The following is a 2,500-nucleotide window of genomic DNA, read 5'->3' as shown; positions in this document are numbered from 1 at the left end:
GTTACCTCACCGACTTCGGGTGTTGCAAACTCTCGTGGTGTGACGGGCGGTGTGTACAAGGCCCGGGAACGTATTCACCGCGGCATGCTGATCCGCGATTACTAGCGATTCCAGCTTCACGCAGTCGAGTTGCAGACTGCGATCCGAACTGAGAACAGATTTATGGGATTGGCTAAACCTTGCGGTCTTGCAGCCCTTTGTTCTGTCCATTGTAGCACGTGTGTAGCCCAGGTCATAAGGGGCATGATGATTTGACGTCATCCCCACCTTCCTCCGGTTTGTCACCGGCAGTCACCTTAGAGTGCCCAACTGAATGCTGGCAACTAAGATCAAGGGTTGCGCTCGTTGCGGGACTTAACCCAACATCTCACGACACGAGCTGACGACAACCATGCACCACCTGTCACTCTGTCCCCGAAGGGAAAGCCCTATCTCTAGGGTTGTCAGAGGATGTCAAGACCTGGTAAGGTTCTTCGCGTTGCTTCGAATTAAACCACATGCTCCACCGCTTGTGCGGGCCCCCGTCAATTCCTTTGAGTTTCAGTCTTGCGACCGTACTCCCCAGGCGGAGTGCTTAATGCGTTAGCTGCAGCACTAAGGGGCGGAAACCCCCTAACACTTAGCACTCATCGTTTACGGCGTGGACTACCAGGGTATCTAATCCTGTTCGCTCCCCACGCTTTCGCTCCTCAGCGTCAGTTACAGACCAGAGAGTCGCCTTCGCCACTGGTGTTCCTCCACATCTCTACGCATTTCACCGCTACACGTGGAATTCCACTCTCCTCTTCTGCACTCAAGTTTCCCAGTTTCCAATGACCCTCCCCGGTTGAGCCGGGGGCTTTCACATCAGACTTAAGAAACCGCCTGCGAGCCCTTTACGCCCAATAATTCCGGACAACGCTTGCCACCTACGTATTACCGCGGCTGCTGGCACGTAGTTAGCCGTGGCTTTCTGGTTAGGTACCGTCAAGGTGCGAGCAGTTACTCTCGCACTTGTTCTTCCCTAACAACAGAGCTTTACGATCCGAAAACCTTCATCACTCACGCGGCGTTGCTCCGTCAGACTTTCGTCCATTGCGGAAGATTCCCTACTGCTGCCTCCCGTAGGAGTCTGGGCCGTGTCTCAGTCCCAGTGTGGCCGATCACCCTCTCAGGTCGGCTACGCATCGTCGCCTTGGTGAGCCGTTACCCCACCAACTAGCTAATGCGCCGCGGGTCCATCTGTAAGTGACAGCCGAAACCGTCTTTCATCCTTGAACCATGCGGTTCAAGGAACTATCCGGTATTAGCTCCGGTTTCCCGGAGTTATCCCAGTCTTACAGGCAGGTTACCCACGTGTTACTCACCCGTCCGCCGCTAACATCCGGGAGCAAGCTCCCTTCTGTCCGCTCGACTTGCATGTATTAGGCACGCCGCCAGCGTTCGTCCTGAGCCAGGATCAAACTCTCCGAAAAAGTACAAAACCGAAGTTTTGCTTTTCGCCAGTTTGACTGACTACCTATGAAGTATCATAGGATTTTTTATAAAAACTCGAATTAACAGGTACGTTTTGTCTTGTTTAGTTTTCAAAGATCATCTCCGCCGTTCTTAGCGGCTTTAATAATATAACATTTCGCTTCATCTTATGTCAACAACTTTTTTCAAGTTTATTTCCCGAAGCGTTTTGTGTTTGTCACTGTGTGTCAGCGACGATTAATAATATATCACGAAAGCATTCTCTTGGTCAACGCCTTTTCAAAACTTTTTTTTGAAATAGTTTTATTAAGCATCTTAAACCCTTGTCCTGCATACAATCAAGTAACAATCTTGGACAAGGCAGGAGTGTTTGAATTGAGTCGATTATATGTGTTGCCTATTAAACGGCTGAAGCAAGTTGTCATTATTCTTGTAGCAGCCCTTGCAGCTGCAACCTTTTTTTATGTACAAAAGGCACCGCCGCTGTCGGTATTTAAAACTGAACATGGACCCCGAGCCATTTATAAAGGCGAAACTTCATCAAAGCACGTCTCTCTCACTTTTAATATTGGCTGGGGAGATGAGAAGGCTGTTCCTATTTTAAATGTCCTTCGAGAGTACGGTATAAAGAACGCCACCTTCTTTCTGTCTGCTTCTTGGGCTGAGCGTCATCCTGATATCGTGAAACAAATTAGGGAGGACGGCCATCAAATTGGAAGCCTCGGCTATGCTTATAAAAATTATAGCCAGCTTGAGGATAGTGAGATCAAGCAAGATCTTGTCCGTGCACAAAATACATTTCAAAAGCTTGGACTAGATGACATTCAACTATTAAGACCGCCAACTGGACAGTTTAACGAAACAGCACTAAAAATAGCCACACAGTACGGTTATACCGTTGTTCATTACAGCATCAATTCACAGGATTGGCTGAATCCGGGTGTCGACCAGATTGTTCAGAATGTAAATGATCGAATGAAAAGCGGAGACATTGTTCTCCTTCACGCCTCAGATTCAGCAACCCAAACCGCTCAAGCCTTACCCG

Annotated in this window: 1 protein-coding gene and 1 rRNA gene (1 of these 2 cut by a window edge); one reads left to right on the top strand and one right to left on the bottom strand. The window is 48.8% G+C overall.

Annotation, left to right across the window (positions count from 1 at the left end):
* Positions 1-1,454, bottom strand: a 16S ribosomal RNA gene (locus tag ACFCZ1_RS38210) (it extends 95 nt beyond the left edge of the window).
* 427 nt (positions 1,455-1,881) lie between these two features.
* Between ACFCZ1_RS38210 and pdaB the strand changes: the two genes are divergently transcribed.
* The coding region (gene pdaB / locus ACFCZ1_RS38205) for a polysaccharide deacetylase family sporulation protein PdaB (RefSeq protein WP_376682884.1) at positions 1,882-2,500 on the top strand (619 nt) is incomplete at its 3' end.

The sequence above is a fragment of the Streptomyces sp. NPDC056224 genome (assembly GCF_042267665.1).
Classification (GTDB): domain Bacteria; phylum Actinomycetota; class Actinomycetes; order Streptomycetales; family Streptomycetaceae; genus Streptomyces.
Note: the sequence above shows the minus strand (reverse complement) of the source record. Positions and strands in the feature narration are given on the sequence as shown.